Below are 17,761 nucleotides of genomic sequence, written 5' to 3' on the forward strand. Positions count from 1 at the left end.
GGGAAGGAGGGGTCTCTATTGACAGCATTTTGAAAACTCCGGAAAAATACCGCATCATGGGCATCGACCCCGGCACGAACTACATGGGTTACGGCGTGCTCGAGGTCGAAGGACGCACGGTGCGCTCCGTCGTGCTGGGCGACATCGACCTGCACAAACTCCCTGATCCCTACGCCAAGCTGCGCTACATCTTCGAACGGGTCGGGGCGCTGGTCGACGAGTATGCTCCGCACGAGGTGGCGTTGGAATCGCCTTTCTTCGGCGAGAACGTGCAGTCGATGCTCAAACTGGGACGGGCCCAGGGGGTCGCGATGGCGGCGGCGCTGAGCCGCGGGATCGACGTCTTCGAATACGCCCCGATGCGCATCAAACAGTCGATCACCGGCCGCGGATCGGCCGCCAAAGAGCAGGTAGCCTCGATCGTCTGCCGCATGCTCACCATCGACCAGCCTCCCAAACGTCTCGACGCCACGGACGGCATGGCCGTCGCGCTGTGCCACTACTTCACCACAGCCAGCCCGCTCAACGCCGCGCTGGGCGGCGAACGGGTGAAAGGACTCGGCGGGGGCAAGAAAGCCGCGTCGAAAGGGGGATCGCAGAGCTGGGAGCAATTCCTGAAAAAGAACCCCGACCGGGAGATCAAATAACACCTACCATGAAACAACACTCCGCACTGTTCCTCCTCGCCGCCCTGCTGTGCAGCTGCGGCGGTCCCAACTACTCCCTTTCGGGCAGGACCGACTTCGCCCCCGGCGACACGCTCCGCCTGCGCTCGCCCTATCAGGACGATTCGCTGCTGGCCGTCACGGTAGTCCGCCCCGACGGCTCCTTCCGGATTCGCGGGTATGTGGACGGACCGGTGATCGCCGACCTGATCCACGGCAACAGTCGCGTCGGGGCCCCGATCCTGCTCGAAGCCGGCGACATCCGGCTCGAGGCGACGGGCGATGTGCGCAGTTACCAGTTCACGGGAACGCCGATGAACGAGGCATTCAACGCCATGAATGCCGCCCAGGTGTCGCTCGGCAACGTCCTGCAGGCATTGGAAAACGAGCCCGACACCCCCGGGCGCAAACAGCGGATCGACTCGTTGGGGCGCATCTACCGCCAGATTCCGGGCGACGTGCTGGAAGCCAACCGTGACAACCTCTTGGGAGCGTTTCTCTACGCACGGCGCACCGATGCCGATCCGGCACGCGCCCGCGAACGGCTGGCGCAGTTCCCTGCCGAGTTGCAGCATCATCCCGTGCTGGAGAGCGTACGGCGGCAAATCGAAGCAACCGAGCGGTCGGCCGTGGGACAACCCTACATGGACCTCACGCTGAAAAACACCGCGGGCGAAGCCATCGCCCTCTCGTCGCTCGTGGGCACCGGACGTTGGGTGCTGCTGGATTTCTGGGCCACGTGGTGCGGTCCCTGCTGCCGGGAGATTCCGCACTTAAAGGAGGCTTACGAAGTCCTCAAAGGGCGCGGATTCGAGATTTACGCCGTGTCGATCGACAGCGATGCAGCGTGCTGGAAGCGGTTCGTCGCAGAGAACGGCCTCGCATGGACGAACGTGATCTCCGAAAGCGGCGGCAAGGCGAGCCCGGCCGCGGCGATGTACGGCATCCGCTTCATCCCCTCCAACTTCCTGATCGCTCCCGACGGCACGATTGCGGCAAAAAACGTGTCCGGCCGCCTGCTGCAGGAGCGATTGGAGAAACTGATAAAATAGCATCAACCTATAAATCACTAATAATCGGGAGGATGATATCAGACATTCGAACGAATCATTTTTTTCGGTAAAATTTCCGTCGAATTATTTGCGCGTTTCGGATTTTTGCCCTACATTTGCACCTGCAATTCGGCACCGTAGCTTAATTGAATAGAGCATCTGACTACGGATCAGAAGGTTACAGGTTTGAGTCCTGTCGGTGTCACAAGCAAGGTCCATATAAGGGCCGCAATCAGGCAGTTACATTGTTGTAACTGCCTTTTTTGTGCTACTTTGATAAAACATTTTCGGAGAACAGAGATTTCACCCCCGATTTTTTCCGTTTCGCCGGCCAGAGCACGGGCAATTCTGCCGAAAGCCGTAATTTTGAATTTCAAAGGCTTGTTTTGCCGGCGGTAGTCGCTGACAAAACCGCATTTTATCGTATCTTTGCATACGACCCTCAACGCAAACCTTACTCTCTGTTATGAATAAAAAGAAAAAATGGATCATCACGGCCGTTATTCTCGTGGTATTCTGCCTGGCATTGGGCCTCTATAACCTCATGAACGGCAAAGCAACCGTCGAGCCCGATGCGGCTGCGGCGGTCGCCCCGCGCAGGACGAGCATCCTGAACGTCAACGGGCTCGTCATACGCCCCCAGCAGTTGACCGACGGAATCACCACCGTAGGCAACCTGCTGCCCGACGAGGAGGTGGACCTCTCGTTCGAGACCTCGGGCAAGATCGTGGCGATCAATTTCAGGGAGGGCACGGCCGTCAAAAAAGGCGACCTGCTGGCCAAGGTGAACGACCAACCGCTGCTGGCACAGTTGCGCCGCTACGAGGCGCAGCTCAAACTGGCCGAGGACCGTGTCTACCGCCAAAGCGCCCTGCTGGAGAAAGACGCCGTCAGCCAGGAAGCTTACGAGCAGGCCCGCACGGAGCTGGCGACGCTCAATGCCGACATCGACATCGTGAAGTCGAACATCGCGCTCACGGAACTCCGCGCACCGTTCGACGGCGTAATCGGTCTCAGAAACGTCAGCGAGGGCGCCTACGCCTCGCCGAGCGTCGTGGTGGCCAAGCTGGCCAAGATACAGCCGTTGAAGATCGACCTCTTCGTTCCGGAACGCTACGCCAACCAGATCAAACCCGGCACGAAGCTCTCGTTCACGGTCGACGGACAGCAGGCGACCTTCCAGGGTTCGGTCTACGCCACCGAATCGAAGATCGACCTGGCGACGCACACCTTCGCCGTGCGCGCGCACTATTCCAATGCGCAGGGACGGCTGCTGCCGGGCCGCTTCGTCACGGTGCAAATCCGCCTGCACGACATCCCGAACGCCATCGCCATACCGACCGAAGCCATCGTTCCCGAGATGGGCGTGGACAAGGTCTACCTCTGCAAAGGGGGCCGGGCGCACGCCGTGGAGGTGACGACCGGCCTGCGGACCGACGCCGAGATACAGATACTCAAAGGACTGAACGTCGGCGACACGCTCATCACCTCCGGAACCCTCCAGCTGCGCGAAGGCCTTCCCGTCAAACTCGACACCGTCGAATAAACCAGCCGCCGCATGAATATTTCCGAACTGAGCATCCGGCGGCCCGTCCTGGCCTCGGTGCTGACGATCATCATCCTGCTATTCGGCTTCATCGGGTACAGCTACCTCGGCGTGAGGGAGTACCCCAGCGTCGACAACCCGATCATCTCCGTCACCTGCTCCTATCCGGGCGCCAATGCCGACGTAATCGAAAACCAGATTACCGAGCCGCTCGAACAGAACATCAACGGCATCCCGGGCATCCGTTCGCTGTCGAGCGTCAGCAGTCAGGGCCAGAGCCGTATCACCGTGGAGTTCGAGCTCTCGGTGGACCTCGAAACCGCCGCCAACGACGTGCGCGACAAGGTGTCGCGCGCCCAGCGCTACCTGCCCCGCGACTGCGATCCCCCGACGGTGACCAAAGCCGACGCCGACGCCTCGCCGATCCTGATGGTGACCATCCAGAGCGACAAGCGGTCGCTGCTGGAACTGAGCGAGATCGCCGACCTCACGGTCAAAGAGCAGCTGCAGACCATCAGCGACGTGAGCGGCGTGCAAATATGGGGCGAGAAACGCTACTCGATGCGCCTGTGGCTCGATCCGGCCAAGATGGCCGGTTACGGCGTCACCCCCACCGACATCAAAAACGCCCTCGACCGCGAGAATGTCGAACTGCCCTCGGGCAGCATCGAGGGCAACACCACCGAGCTGACCATCCGCACGATGGGCCTGATGCACACCACGCAGGAGTTCAACGACCTGGTGGTGCGCGAGGACGCCGACCGCATCATCCGCCTGAGCGACGTGGGACGCGCCGAACTGGGTCCGCAGGACACGCGCAGCTATATGAAAATGAACGGCATCCCGATGGTCGGCGTGGTGGTGATCCCCCAGCCGGGCGCCAACCACATCGAGATAGCCGACGCCGTCTACAAGCGCATGGAGTCGATGAAAAAGGACCTCCCGGACGACGTGGTGACCTCCTACGGATTCGACAACACGCGCTTCATCCGCGCCTCGATCGACGAGGTGAAGAGCACCGTTTACGAGGCTTTCATACTGGTCATCATCATCATTTTCCTTTTCCTGCGCAACTGGCGCGTGACGCTCATCCCCTGCATCGTCATCCCCGTATCGCTGATCGGCACGTTCTTCATCATGTACGCCGCGGGATTCTCGATCAACGTGCTGTCGATGCTGGCCGTGGTGCTGTCGGTGGGACTGGTCGTCGACGACGCCATCGTGATGACCGAAAACATCTACATCCGCATCGAACGCGGCATGACGCCCCGCGACGCCGGCATCGAGGGCGCCAAGGAGATCTTCTTCGCCGTGATCTCCACCTCGATCACGCTGATCGCCGTCTTCTTCCCGATCGTCTTCATGGAGGGCATGACCGGGCGCCTGTTCCGCGAATTCAGCATGGTGATTTCGGGCGCCGTGGTCATTTCGACCTTTGCGGCGCTCACCATCACCCCGATGCTGGCGACGAAACTGCTCGTCCGCCAGGAGAAGAAAAGCTGGTTTTACAGCAAGACCGAACCTTTCTTCGTATGGCTCAACGACTTTTACAGCCGCACGCTCGCAGCGTTCCTGCGCCGCCGCTGGATCGCCCTGCCGATCGTGGTGCTGACCGTCGTGCTGATCGGCTGGCTGTGGAGCACCATCCCGGCCGAGATGGCCCCGCTGGAGGACCGTTCGCAAATCTCGATCACCACCCGCGGCTCGGAGGGAGCCACCTACGAATACATCCGCGACTACACCGAGGATATCAACCGCCTGGTCGACTCGCTCGTGCCCGAAGCCGAGTCCGTGACGGCCCGCGTGTCGAGCGGCTCGGGCAACGTCCGCATCGCCCTGACGAACATCTCGACCCGCGAACGGTCGCAGATGGAGATCGCCGAACAGATCTCGGCCGCCGTTCGTTCGAAAACCAAGGCGCGCTCTTTCGTACAGCAGCAGAGCACCTTCGGCGGACGCCGCGGACGTATGCCCGTGCAGTACGTCCTCCAGGCCACCAACCTCGAACGGCTGCAGGAGGTGCTGCCCGAATTCATGACCCGGGTCTACGAAAGCCCCGTGTTCCAGATGGCCGACGTGGACCTGAAATTCAGCAAACCCGAAGTGCGCATCGAGGTCAGCCGCGACAAGGCCAACATGCTGGGCGTCTCGACGCGCAACATCGCCCAGACGCTCCAGTACGGGCTCAGCGGCCAACGACTGGGTTATTTCTACATGAACGGCAAGCAATACGAGATACTGGCCGAGATCAACCGCCAGCAGCGCAACAAACCCGCCGACCTGCGTTCGATCTACGTGCGCAGCGACAAGGGGGAGATGATCCAGCTGGACAACCTGATCTCGATGGCGGAGAACGTCGCGCCTCCGCAGCTCTACCACTACAACCGCTTCATTTCGGCCACCGTATCGGCCGGACTGGCCAAGGGCAAGACCATCGGCCAGGGTCTCGACGAGATGGACCGCATCGCCGACGAGGTGCTCGGCGACGACTTCCGCACGGCGCTGGCCGGCGATTCGAAGGAGTTCCGCGAAAGTTCATCGAGCCTGATGTTCGCCTTCGTGCTGGCCATCCTGCTGATCTACCTGATCCTCGCGGCGCAGTTCGAAAGTTTCAAAGACCCGCTCGTCATCATGCTCACCGTGCCGCTGGCCATCGCCGGCGCGCTGGTCTTCATGTGGGGCACGGAGCAGACGATGAATATTTTCAGCCAGATCGGCATCATCATGCTCATCGGACTGGTGGCCAAGAACGGCATCCTGATCGTCGAGTTCGCCAACCAGAAGCAGGAGGCGGGGCTGGACAAGATGCGCGCCATCGAGGAAGCGTCGCTGCAACGCCTGCGCCCGATCCTGATGACCTCGGCCTCGACCATCCTGGGCCTGCTGCCGCTGACCGTCGCCTCGGGCGAGGGCGCCAACGGACGTATCGCCATGGGCGTGGCCGTCGTGGGCGGCATGGTGGTCTCGACGCTGCTGACACTTTACATCGTTCCGGCGATTTACAGCTACGTCTCGACGAACCGGATTAAGCAATCGAAAAACAACGACGCATGAAAAGAGCATTATTAACGGTCATGCTGCTGGGAGCATACGCCGCAGCCGGGGCGCAGGAGATGCCGTCGGCCCGGGAGGCGTCCGCCCCGCTGACCCTGCGCAAATGCCTGGAGATCGGGCTCGAACAGAATTACGACGTGCGTATCGTCCGCAACGAGGAGCAGATCAGCGATAACGACGCCACGCCCGGGAACGCCGGGATGCTGCCCACGATCGGCCTTTCGGCCGGATACACGGGGACGCTCGACAACGACCGCACGACCACCCCGCGCGAGGGCGATGCCGTGAGCGAGTCGAACGTCTACGACCAGACGGCCAGCGTGGGGCTGGCGGTGAACTGGACGCTGTTCGACGGATTCCGCATCCGCACCAACTACAAGCGTCTGAAGGAGATGCAGCAGATGGGAGCCCTGAAGACCCGCATCACCATCGAGGATTTCATGGCCAGCCTGACGGCCGAATACTACAATTATATTCAACAAACGCTGCGCCTGCAGAATTTCCGCTATGCCGTGGGCCTTTCGCGCGAGCGGCTCCGCATCACCGAAGCGCGTGTGCAGGTAGGCAACTTCTCGCGCCTCGACCTGCTGCAGGCCCGTGTGGATTTCAATGCCGACAGTTCGAAATACATGTCCCAGCACGAACTGGTGACCGCCTCGCGCATCCGCATCAACGAGTTGCTGGCCAGCGAAAATCTCGACGAAAAACTCTGTATCCGCGACACGCTGATCCGCGTCAACAGCACCCTCGAATGGAGCGTCCTGCTCGAAAAAACCCTCTCGGCGAACGCTTCGCTGCTGATGGCCGAGCACGACAATACGCTGGCCGAACTCGACCTGAAAACCGTTCAGGCACGCAACTACCCCTATGTCAACCTGACGACGGGTTACGGCTACGGTTACAACCGTTACGGCACCGGCGCGAACCGTTCACGCGGGACGCTGGGGCTGAATGCCGGAGTGCAGGTGGGATTCACGATCTTCGACGGCAACCGCCGCCGGGAACAGCGCAACGCCCGCATCGGCATCGACAACGCCCGGCTGACCCGCCAGCAATTGGAACAGTCGCTACGCGCCGACCTGTCGAATTTCTGGCAGGCTTATCGCAACAACCTCGAGGTGATCCTGCTCGAGGAGGAGAATCTGATCGCCGCCAAGGAGAATTACGAGATCGCCATGGAGCGTTACCTGCTGGGCGACCTGCCGGGTATCGAGATGCGCGAGGCGCAGAAGAGCCTGCTGGACGCCGAGGAGCGCATCCTCACGGCGCAGTACAACACCAAGCTGTGCGAAATATCGCTGCAGCAGATCAGCGGCAACATCATGGTCTACTTAGAATAGCCTCATGTACTTTTGATGTCAAAAGTATTTAGTGGATGTGATTTTTTATCATCAGAGTTTGGATGTGACAAAAGCAATCATTTACCGATGCAAAAAATGTAACGATCCGAATTATCGGATCGTTACATTTTTTATTCCCGCTCCCCGAAGGGGAGCGGCTTTTTCGTACCTTGCTTTCCGAATTAGTAATTCGCAATGTTTCCGTATTTACAACCGGCCCAGCGGATTTTGCCGTCGACCTGGAAGGTGGCTACCACGCGTTGCTCTTCGAACGTGGCGAGGTTGGTCGTCGGGCTCAGATGTTCACCCAGCGTGGTGTACACCATTGCCGTTCCGTCGGCCAATGCGAAGATCAGGTAGCAGCTGCGCCGTGTGTAGGTCTCATGGTCGATGGATACGACCTCGCTGTCGAATGTGTGGAATTCGGCCGGGGCATTCTTCGACGTACGGGGTTTTCCCAATACTTTGCGTGCATCCGATGCGGAGGTGTAGTAGATATATCCTTCGGGCGGCATGAAGGAAGCTCCCTGGCCGTCGGTGCGGATCACACAGATCTTGCTGTCGGGACCGAATTCGGGCAGTTGGCGGTACACCTCTTCGTAGACTTCGGTGACGGCAGTCACGGCTGAAGTCGCTGTCGCATAGGTGACCCTTACTTCGCGGGTATAGTATTGGCCGTCGGATTTCTTGCGGAACAGCATGACGATACTCGACCCTTTGTCGGTTCCCGAAGCCATCGAATTCGAATTCCTGACGTACCAACCGTCGATAAGTTCGTAATCGGTAATATTGCTCAGGTTGCTGTTATCCGGAAATTCGCTGATAATACCTTGTCTGGTCGGGGTATATTTCTCCGCCGTACTGTAATCGAAGTTGACCAGCAGGAGGCGTCCCGATCCTTCCGATTCGTCGTAGATCAGGCCATACTGCTCGGCATACCTCGGACCGATTAACTTTACACCTTTGATCTGTTTGCCTTTGTATTGCATCGGCAGGTCCATGAAGCGTCCCGTATAGTAAATGCGTGTACCCCGACGTTGGAAGACCCGTCCGTCGTCGGCCAGCAGGTAGCTGACGAAGCCGCCGTGCATGAAATCTTTGACGCGGAGTCCGGCGGGCAGTTCGTCGTTGATGAACTCCTGCGACAGTTTCAGCGTCGGAGCGAGCGTGTGGCCGTCGAACGAGAAGCAGTTGGCGGGATCGTCGTCGAGGAACATCTCTTCTCCGATGATGTTCGATGCTTCGCACGACCAGTACTCCTTCAAGCGCGGATTGCTGCCCGTGAAGGGGAACAGATCGTGGGCGGCGTTCTTGTTGTACGTGTAGTTGTAGGGCTGGCCGCTCGTGTAGCTGATGAAATCGTAGCGCAGCTGTCCCTGCTCCTCGACCAACAGGCTGAATCCCGCGAGATAAGGTTCGTCGAGCTCGATGCTGAACGAATAGATCTGGGAGTTGCCCGCCGAATTGCGGTGAATCTCATAAACTCCGGATACGCGCGACGTTTCGATCTCGCACAGCCAGTCGAGGTCCTTGGTCGTCGAGTAGAGCTGACCGTCGATGATCCATTTGTACGAAAGGTCGTTCATGTCCTTGTAAACCACATTGGGCGTGATCTGCAGCCGGTCGTGGAGTTTGACCTTGTAGGCCCGGTTCGGTATGAACAGCGCCGGGTCGTTCTCCGGATTGTCGATTGCCGGCAGGTCGAGCGTCTTGTAGTCGAGGTTCGTGTCGTCGCCGTAACATCCGGTTACCAGCGCCGCCACAACTGCCAGAAGCAGAAATTTGTATCTTTTCATAATCTGTCTCGTTTAAAGGTTAACCCTGGATTGCCACTTTCATCAGTGTCCCGTCTTCATCCTCTACCGGTGGCGTCTGATCTTCGAGCCAGTATTTGAACTTGAGGGCATAGTATTGCTTTTCACTGTCGTCCAGTTCGCCGTAATCGCCCACGAAGATATTCTGGGAGAAGAGCCTGAATTTCTTGTCGCTGTATCCGCCCAGGTAAAAGTCAATGACGTTCTGGTTCCACCATGAAGGTTGTGAAATCTGGGCAGTAACGCGGAGTTCGGCTTCGAGGAAGCCGGTCTGCGTAGCGTGGAAATTGTCGTTGCTTTCGAGACTGAATTTGAGGTTGTAAGTGCCGGTCTCCATCCGGGCGGTCTTATGGACCGTGACGAAGATCGTGTCGCAAAAGTCCTCTTTGTGGAAGATCAGTTCCGGTAATTCGTACTCCTCGCCCTCTTTCAGCGTCGTATCCTTATTTCCGGGAAAGACTTTCACGGCATAGGCGAGGTCTTCGGTCAGCGGCCGGCCGGCGAATTTGATCGGCACGGCGATCTCCACGGTCTCCTTGATCGTGGAGACGAATGAGAAATTGAAGACCGGATTGCCGCTTTCCGGATACGACATGTAGATGTACCGCTGGTCGGTCGGGTCGAGAATCTCCGATTTGTTGCAGGCCGTCGCAAACAGCGAGGCTGCAACTGCAAGTATGGCTATCGTCTTTTTCATCGTGTCTGCTTTCATGTGTTTCATCCGTTAGATTGCGCTTTCACTGTCGGGAATAGGCAGGGTGAGTTTGCCCGCATGGTTGAAATTACCTCCGGAGAAAGTGATCGGGCGGTTAGTTCGCTTGAAGAAGAAGATGAGTTGTCCTTCGCCGATGAACTCTTTGCGGTATTCATAGGTCAGGGCCTCCCAGAATGCCTCTTCGGTCGTCGAGCCCGAAAGCGCGGGTGACGAATAACCGCGGGCCTTGCGAACGGTCATCAGGTTGTTGGCTGCCGCCTGCATGTCGGTCTTGTAAAGACACTCGGCAGCGATGTAGTAAGCCTCGCTGATACGGATGTTCGGAATGATTTTATCTTTCTCGGTGGAAACTTTGACCGTGTACTTTGTCTGGAAGTCGGTCGACGTGTTGATAAATCCGGAGCGCCGGTCGTTCGACGGGGTGGTGAAGAAGGTCTTGTCGTCGATGGCCAACTGGCGCGGATTGTCCTTATTGGCATAGGGCTCGTAGGTTTCCACCAGCTTCTCGTTGTAAAAACCGAAAAGCAGTTCGTCGAATATCTTCGGGGAGGAGGCGATCGAGCTGAGCGTTTGGGTGGTCAGCATGATGAGCGTCTTGGCGGTCACCAGGTCGATAATCTCCTGGGCATAGGTCAGCGCGTCGCCGGTCTCCTGGGCCCAGAGGCAGGCGCGGGCCAGCAGCACCGTCACGGCGTAGTAGTTCAGCCGGGTGCCGCGGTTGTTGTAGAACTTGCCCTGCGGGGGATTGGTCGACGCGAAGAAACGGTAGGCTGTCGACGTGGCATAGGAGGGGTTGACCTCGACGTCGAGCGTTTTAAGCAGGTCGCGGGCCTTCTCCAGGTCGTCGATCACCTTTGCCATGAAGTCCCGGTTCGAAATCGGCGGGTTGACCGTCGAAGGATAGGTCTCCACGTAGGGGATGTAGCGTCCGTCGGCATCGACCTCCATCGACGCTCCGAACAGGCGCAGCAGATCGAAGTGCATCATGCCGCGGATGGCGTAGGCTTCGCCGAGGATCGTGTTGCGGTCGACCTCTTCGTTGGTGAAGAAATCCGCGCCGGTCTTCTCGGTGTTTGCAATCAGGTCGTTGGCCTGGGCGATGATCTTGTAACCAGCGCTCCAAACTGCCGAGGCGGCCGAGGCGGCCTCCTTGGCCTCGTATTCCAGGTTGTACATCTGGGGATAGGACTTGTAGTCGCTGGCGGGGTCGATGGCATAGTAGCGTGCCCACACGTCGGTCATACCCCACGAGAGCTCCTTGCCGTAGAGCGAGAAGTCCGACATCTGGCGGTAGAGGCCGTTGATGACTTTGTAGTAGCCGGCAGTGTTTTTGTAGAGGTCCGTATCGGTAATTTCGTATTCGGGCTCTATTTTCAGCCACTCCTCGCAGGCTGTGGTCATCGTTGCGGCGAGGAGGAGCAAAGCGAGATATATCTTTCTTGTTTTCATGATTCACGCATTTTTAGAAGGAAGCGTTGACGGAAAGGGTGAACGCACGCGCATAGGGTGACGAGAGGCCGCGCTCGACCTGAATCGAGCTGGCGGTGAACAGGTCGCGGCAGTTGAACTGCAGTTTGAGGCGGTAGAGGCCCAGCTTGCGGATCATGTCGCGTTTGAACTCGTAACCTACCGAGAGGCTCGACATGTTGAGGTAGCTGTAATTCTGTACCAGACGCGAGGTGGGGCGCGTCACCGAGTTGTAGTCCTTGATATCGCGGAAGCGGGCGATGTCGCCGGGTTTGATCCAGCGGTCGCTCAGCACGCGGCGGTCGCAATTGCTGTTGAGAATGTCGGCCATCTCGATGGTCGTGCGGAGTGTCTGGTTGTAGCGTTGTCCGCCCCACTCGTACATGAAATAGGTGTCGAGCGTGAAGCCTTTCCAGTAGACGCTCGCGCCGAACGAACCGCTCATCGTAGGCTCGGTGTCGCCCACCAGCACGTTCTCGGCGGGGTCCCACTTGAAGGTGGTCGAACCGTCCCGACGCATGTAGAGCTCCTTGCCGGTGCCGGGGTCGATGCCCAGCGAACGCATGGCGTAGATGCCCGTCAGCGAGTTGCCCTCGACATAGCGCAGCAGCGGGGTGGATTGTACGTCGTTGCCGCCCTGGTTGGAGTTGTAGTGCTCGTTCACGCGGTCGTTGTAGGCTTTCAGCGAGTTGGATATCTTTTTGAGTTTGCCCTTGTTCGATGCACCGTTGAATATCAGGTTGACGATCGTGTTCCGGGTGTTGACGACGCGGCTCTGGAGCTTGATTTCGTGTCCGCGGTTCTCCATGCGGCCGATGTTCTCCTTGTAGGAGGTGAAGCCCGACGAGGTCGGGATGAACATGTCGGCGATGTTGTCGTGGGTATCCTTGATGTAGTAGTTGTATTTGGCGTAGAACAGCCCGTTGAGGATCTCGAATTCGAAACCCACGTCGGTTTGAAGCGTCCGTTCCCATTTCAGGTTGGGGTTGCCCAGATACATGATCTGCACGCCGTCGCCCGTCGGGTACTGCCAGTCGGTGAACATCTCGTACTTGTTCTGTGCGGCGTAGGAGGGGAACGATACCTTACCCGTCATGCCGTAGGTTCCGCGCAGTTTGAACTGCGTGAGCCACGGCGTGTTCTCCTTGAAGAATTTCAGATTGTGGATGTTGACGCCGGCGCCGGTCGAGAAGAAGGGGGCGAAACGTTTGTTGGAACCGAACTGCGAGCTGCCGTCGATACGTCCCGAAAGGTCGCCGAAGATCACGTCGTTGTACGAGTAGTTGAGCACGGCGAGGGCGCCGAACAACCGGTTTTTGCCTTCGATGAAACTCTTCGTGTCGATGTCCTTGGCATAGCCCGGGGCCGAGAACCCGCCTTCGGGGAATCCGCTGTAAGTGAATCCTTCGTAGTTGGTCTTCTCTTCGCGGATGTTCAGACCCACGACGAAATTGATGTTGTGACGGCCGATCTGGTCGTTGTAGTAGCCCTTTAAGTTGAAGTCGTAGCTCGACTGCTTCTGCCGGGAAGTTACCAGCTGGCCTTTCTTCTCGGTGTTCTGGAAGCGTGCGGCCGCGGGATCGGTGAACCGGTCCGAGTCGCTGACGATATATCCCAGCGTGATGTCGGCCTTGAAGTTGATCTTCTTGTTGAGGTAGTAACGGACGTCGAACTGGTCGTAGAACTCGTGGCGCTTGCCCTTGTCGAAGCTGCCCAGCGTGGCGTCGTACATCGGGTTGCGGTAGGGCGAGCCGCTGTGCCAGGTCGCCATGTTCTTGCCGATATTGCCGTTTTCGTCGAGATAGGTGTCGTAGGGGTTCATGCGCACGTAGTCCGCAAAGGTGCCGTAGGGCGACTCCTGCGAATTGACCAGCGTGGTGGTCATCTGGTTGCGGAACGTGAGGCCCTTGTGCTGGTATTGCAGGTTGAGCGCCGCCGACATCTTCTTGCGGTTCTGGCCTTTCATCACACCCTCCTGGTCGTCGTACCCCAGGTCGAGCCCGTAGCGGAAGGCGTCGGAGGCTCCGCCGATGGAGATCGAGTGCTTGTGGCCGAACGACGTGCGCAGCGGCAGCGCGAGCCAGTCGGTCTCGATGCCGCGCTCGATGTTCTGCAACTTGCCGTTGTACTCTTTGAGCTTCGTGGCGATCTGTCCCGGATCGTCCGTGTCGTAGTAGCCGGCCAGCCGCTCGGCTTCGAGCTTTTCGCGGGCGTTCATCAGGTTGTAGCTCGACAGGTCGGGGGCGTTGATCGTGAAATTGCCGCTGTAAGTGACGTTCAGGCGTCCGGCGGGCAGGGGTTTGGTCGTAATGACGATCACGCCGTTGGCGGCGCGCGAACCGTACATCGCCGTTGCGGCGGCGTCTTTCAGGATGGTGTAGGTTTCGATGCGCTCGATGTCGAGGTCGTAGATCTTCTCCATCGGCACCTCATAACCGTCGAGCATGAAGATCGGCTGGTTGGGGTCGTTCTTGAGCGCATGCTCCGAGGTGAGGCTCTCGTCGAGGGCGGGGGTGCCGATGCCCGAACGTCCGCGGACGTACATCTGAGGCAGGGCGTTGGGGTTCGAACCCATGTCGAGGTTCTCGGCGATACGGAACGAGGGTTCGAAAATCTGGATGGCGCTCAGGGCGTTGCCCTGGGGCGCTACGGTTTTGAGCTGTTCGCCGGTGATCGTGGTCGACGATCCGGAGAACGATTTCTGGGCGATGTTCAGGATGCCCGTGACCACGACGTTGCCGATTTCGCTCACGGCAGGGTCCATGTGGACGTTGATCCGGTCCAGCTCTTTGAGCGCCTGCTTGCCGTTGCTGAAAGCCGTGATCTCCTGGTTCTTCATGCCCAGGAACGAGAACGAAAGGGTCATGTTGTCCGAGCGGCGGGCCTTGAGGATGAATTTGCCGTCGGGACCCGTCACGGCGCCGCGGCTCGCCTGCTTGAGCACGACGCTCACGCCGGCCAGCGGCAGGCCGTTTTCGTCGTAAACCACGCCGGAGAACTGTACGGCCTCCTCGGTGCCCTTTTTGATCTCGTCGGAGGGCCGGATGACGACCATGTTGCCGCGGATCTGGTAGCTGAGGCTGCTGTTGCGCAGGCAGTGTTTCACCACCTCGACGACGGTGGTGTTGTTCATTTGTATCGAAACACGCGGCAGCGACTCGATCTGCGAATTGTTGTAGACGAAATCATACTGCGTGTGGTTGTCCAGCCAGGTGAAAACCTGCTGTACGGTAGCATTGCGGAAATTGACTGCGATCGTCTGCTGCGCCTGCTGCGCGTGGACGATGCCCAATCCCGCGGCCCAGATCACCAGCAGGACGGCCAGGCGCCGTATCAGTCTGCCGGAAAAACCTGCTTCGGGTAAAAAATTCTTCATACGCTGTCGGGTTATGTAAAGTGGATAATTAGAAATCCCCGTCTCCGGACTTTCGAAGACGGGGATTCTTCAAAGTCTTAGTCAATAAGCCGGTTGATCGACTCGTAGATGAAACGGTAGTGTTCGCGGGTGCGCCGGTCGCTGCTGTTGATGTAGGGCTTCACGACCTGACGCAGCTCCTTGAGGATGCCGTAGTAGAGCTGACGTGTCGACTGCGTGTTGATCACGGGCCATTTTTTCAGCGCTCCGTACTGGGCGCTCACCTCGTCGCGGCCGAAATCCACGTCGTTCATCGAGTAGAGCAGCGGCATCTCCTCGACGGTCTTCATGCACGCCTCGGGATCGCTGAAGTCGAGGACCTTCGGATCGCCGGCGATCTGCGCCGCGAGCGCCGATGCCGAACCGTCCCTGTATTTGGCTTTGCGATCCACTATTTTCGACGAGGCCATCATCGTCTTGGCGAAGTTCGTCTGGTAGTAGAAATCCTCGTCGGAGAGCTTCTGTCCCTTGCGGGTCTTCTCGAAGAGCTTGTCGAACATGTAGCGGATGTAGCGCTTGTGGTCGAAATGGTCCTTGCCCTGTCCCTCGTAGATGAACAGACGGGTCGCCGTGGCGTTCATCAGCAGGCTGAGGTAGTCCTTGTGCTCCTCGATGCGTTCGCGCTGAATGCCCATCAGGCGCACCAGCTCGGGGCGCTGCACCCAGTCGGGCATATAGCGGTTGGCGTAGAGAATGTCGAGAGCCTCCTTCTGCTCCGCGTAGGGCGTGAACTCATAGCTGGGCACGGGGTCATTGGCCTTGCGCTCGTAGGTCTTCACGCCGTAAGCCGTGATGGCCACCTGCGTCAGCAGTTGCTTGTAGCGGCGGTAGAGGTAGTTGTAGATGCCGTTGCGGTAGAGATACTCGGGGTCGTCCTCGTCGGAGATCCATTTGTCGAAGTTCTCCATGCAGTATTGGAGGTTCCCCAACGCATATTTGAAGTTTTTGATGTCGTCGTCGCCCACGTCGTTGGCGCCGCAGTCGGGGCAGTCCTTGGCGTTCTCATAGCGGTAGACGGGATTGCCGACCGTGGCGTCCACCCACTTCTCGATCACTTTGAGCTCCTCCTCGGAGGTCTTGGCTTCGGGAACGGGCTTGTAGAGGCATTTCACGACGTGGTAGTCGTATTCGCCCACGCCGACCGGGGTGATGCGGAAGCCTTTCTTCACGGCGTCGATCGGCGCGATGAAGTTGTATTTGGCGATGTCGAGCATCGAGGGGGTCGTGCCGTATTTCTGCGTGAATGCGGCGTTGTGGCGCAGCGAGTCCGAGGAGAAGGCCGCCGACGAGGTCAGGTTGTACGACATGCCGAAGCAGTCGACGCCGGTGAGCCACGTGAAGTGGTTTTTGATGTGCTCGAAGAGCGTGCTGTCGGGCATGTAGCGCTGGCGCACCGAGGGATCGGCGTGCGCCGTGAAGACGAAGATTTCGAACGGCATCTCCCACGTCATGTTGTGGCAGACCATGACCGTCGTGCGGAGAATTTCACCGCTGCGGGGGTCGACGTAGGTGCGCACGCGGGTGTCGCCCGTGAGCGAGGGCACGTAGTTGATGCAGTTGTAGCGGAAGTTCTGGGGGCTGAACTGCGGGTCCTCTTCGGGCGTGGGGAACGGCCTGACGCGGATGGCGTTCTTAAAGCCGATGGCCTCGAAGCACTTGTTCCACTCGAGGATGCCCTTCGTGATGGCGGCGCTCATCTGCGCCGTGAAGGTCGTGTCGATGTAGAAAACCACGGGAGCCTTGGGCTCCACGGCTTCGCCGCGGTCGTAGGCCGCCTGGTCCGACGGCTCCATGCGCCAGCGGGTGGCGAAGTAGACGGGGTCCATCAGTTTGTAGTCCGAGTGGTAGTTGTACTTGCCCAGCACGTTCAGCGGCAGGCGGAAGTCGGCCAGGCGCGGACGCATCGGCGTTTCGGGCAGCAGGGCCAGCGAACGCACCAGCTTGGCGGTGGTCACCTTGTTGTAGGTCTTGCCGATTTTGCTGTCGTAGGTGATGTAGCTGGTGACGGTGGCGTTGTCGTCGAAAGCGGCCACGTCGGTGAGCATCGAGCGGTCTTTCTTCTGGTTGAAGGAGACGCCGCGCAGCACGAGTTTCGTTTCCGAGCGGGGGTCGATGGCCGTCAGCAGGCTTTCGTTACCGATGAACAGGTCGGTCATGTCGAATACCACGGCCGTGGAGTCGGCATTGAAGGCTTTGATCTTGTACGACCCGAGGATCGCCGGCATGTTGCTCTGGGCCAGGGCGCGGCGGATCTCCTCGCCGTTGTCGGCCACGACCGACTGGCTGCGGTCGCGGCGCAGCAGGACCGTGCGGTTGATCGTGTCGAATTTGACCTGCAGCGGGCGCAGCGGCGAGAGGCCGACATAGCTGTCGGTGTGGTCGGTGATCTCGGCCACCGACGACATGAGCATCATGTCGCGGTTGAGCATTTTCAGGGGCAGTTCGACGAACAGTTTGTCGTCGACGATGTGCAGGGTCATGATACCGCCCTTCGAGGTCTTTACCTGCTTGTCTTTAAAAAGTTTGTCGTATTCGCTCTGTTTCTTTGCGGGTGCGGCGGCCGTTGTCGTCTGGGCTTTCTTCTTCGATTTCTTGCCCTTGGCGAAAGTTGCCGTCGAGACGCCCGACAGGAGCAGCAGCGAAAGCAGACAAATCAGATATCTTTTCATAATGTGAATCGCTGTTTGGGGTTA

General features: G+C 58.9%; 10 protein-coding genes and 1 tRNA gene. 6 read left to right on the plus strand and 5 right to left on the minus strand.

Annotated features, from left to right (window positions below; all coding sequences use genetic code 11):
- Positions 1-56 precede the first annotated feature (56 nt).
- The 6 genes from ruvC (at position 57) to BLU78_RS13230 (ending at position 7,657) form a co-directional block, all read left to right on the plus strand.
- Positions 57-647, plus strand: a complete 591-nt coding sequence (gene ruvC / locus BLU78_RS13200; protein WP_010266266.1) for a crossover junction endodeoxyribonuclease RuvC — start codon at positions 57-59, stop codon at positions 645-647.
- 8 nt (positions 648-655) lie between these two features.
- Complete coding sequence (locus tag BLU78_RS13205) at positions 656-1,717, plus strand: TlpA disulfide reductase family protein (RefSeq protein WP_010266268.1); 1,062 nt, start codon at positions 656-658, stop codon at positions 1,715-1,717.
- Positions 1,718-1,848: 131 nt separating this feature from the next.
- Positions 1,849-1,922, plus strand: a tRNA-Arg gene (locus tag BLU78_RS13210).
- 261 nt (positions 1,923-2,183) lie between these two features.
- The gene (locus BLU78_RS13220) at positions 2,184-3,263 is read left to right on the plus strand and encodes an efflux RND transporter periplasmic adaptor subunit (RefSeq protein ID WP_010266270.1); all 1,080 of its coding nucleotides are present in this window, start codon (positions 2,184-2,186) and stop codon (positions 3,261-3,263) included.
- A gap of 12 nt (positions 3,264-3,275) precedes the next feature.
- Entirely contained in the window at positions 3,276-6,317 is a 3,042-nt protein-coding gene (locus tag BLU78_RS13225) for an efflux RND transporter permease subunit (protein ID WP_010266272.1), read from the plus strand.
- A complete protein-coding gene (locus BLU78_RS13230; RefSeq protein WP_026020864.1) occupies positions 6,314-7,657 on the plus strand; it encodes a TolC family protein in 1,344 nt (447 codons plus the stop codon). The genes BLU78_RS13225 and BLU78_RS13230 overlap by 4 nt, the downstream gene beginning before the upstream one ends.
- 182 nt (positions 7,658-7,839) lie before the next feature.
- On the opposite strand, the gene BLU78_RS13235 is transcribed toward BLU78_RS13230, so the two are convergent.
- The 5 genes from BLU78_RS13235 to BLU78_RS13255 all read right to left on the minus strand — a co-directional run bounded on the left by BLU78_RS13235 (position 7,840) and on the right by BLU78_RS13255 (position 17,737).
- On the minus strand, positions 7,840-9,453 hold the full coding sequence (locus BLU78_RS13235) for a PKD-like family lipoprotein (protein ID WP_010266277.1): 1,614 nt from the start codon (positions 9,451-9,453) through the stop codon (positions 7,840-7,842).
- Between the two features lie 19 nt (positions 9,454-9,472).
- Entirely contained in the window at positions 9,473-10,168 is a 696-nt protein-coding gene (locus BLU78_RS13240) for a DUF4843 domain-containing protein (RefSeq protein WP_143029411.1), read from the minus strand.
- A 27-nt stretch (positions 10,169-10,195) separates the two neighbouring features.
- Positions 10,196-11,635: a RagB/SusD family nutrient uptake outer membrane protein gene (locus BLU78_RS13245; protein ID WP_231291027.1), complete on the minus strand. Its 1,440-nt coding sequence runs from the start codon at positions 11,633-11,635 to the stop codon at positions 10,196-10,198.
- Positions 11,636-11,648: 13 nt separating this feature from the next.
- The gene (locus BLU78_RS13250; RefSeq protein ID WP_010266286.1) at positions 11,649-15,029 is read right to left on the minus strand and encodes a SusC/RagA family TonB-linked outer membrane protein; all 3,381 of its coding nucleotides are present in this window, start codon (positions 15,027-15,029) and stop codon (positions 11,649-11,651) included.
- 77 nt (positions 15,030-15,106) lie between these two features.
- Positions 15,107-17,737, minus strand: a complete 2,631-nt coding sequence (locus tag BLU78_RS13255) for a DUF5117 and DUF5118 domain-containing protein (RefSeq protein WP_010266289.1) — start codon at positions 17,735-17,737, stop codon at positions 15,107-15,109.
- Positions 17,738-17,761: the final 24 nt, after the last annotated feature.

Origin of the sequence: Alistipes timonensis JC136, assembly GCF_900107675.1 — a bacterium.
In the GTDB taxonomy this organism is placed as follows: domain Bacteria; phylum Bacteroidota; class Bacteroidia; order Bacteroidales; family Rikenellaceae; genus Alistipes; species Alistipes timonensis.